The organism is Pseudomonas sp. RA_35y_Pfl2_P32 (assembly GCF_963970735.1).
GTDB lineage: Bacteria > Pseudomonadota > Gammaproteobacteria > Pseudomonadales > Pseudomonadaceae > Aquipseudomonas.
In genome coordinates this window covers 1-447 of sequence record NZ_CAXAQF010000343.1, presented here as the reverse complement: position 1 = coordinate 447, position 447 = coordinate 1, and the positions used below count along the sequence as shown (strand labels likewise).

Genomic DNA, 447 nt, shown 5'->3' with positions numbered 1-447 from the left:
CGTCGCCTTTCTGCTCGGGGCCGCGCTGATTCGTGCACTGCGCACGCGCGGATTCTTCGCCGATCGTCCCGAACCGAAATTGCTCGATTTGCTCGATCTGGTGGCGCTCGGCACCGTGGCCGATGTCGCCTCGCTCAAGGGCCTCAACCGCGCCTTCGTCGCGCAGGGGCTCAAGGTGATGGCCAAGCGCGGCAATATCGGGATCGACGCGCTGCTCACCGCCTCGCGGCTGACTCGCGCGCCGACCAGCACCGATCTCGGCTTCGCGCTCGGCCCCCGCATCAATGCCGGTGGGCGCGTCGGCAAGTCCGATCTCGGTGTCCGCTTGCTGACAACGCGCGACCCGGGCGAAGCCGAACGAATCGCAACCGAGCTCGACCGGCTCAACGAGGAACGCCGGGCGATCGAGGGGATCGTGCAGGAAGCCGCCGAAATGCTCGCCGCACA

1 pseudogene is annotated in these 447 nt (G+C 67.8%); it reads left to right on the top strand.

Going from position 1 to position 447, the window contains the following annotated elements:
- Window positions 1–447, top strand: a pseudogene (locus AACY45_RS28615) (single-stranded-DNA-specific exonuclease RecJ); the annotation flags it as partial.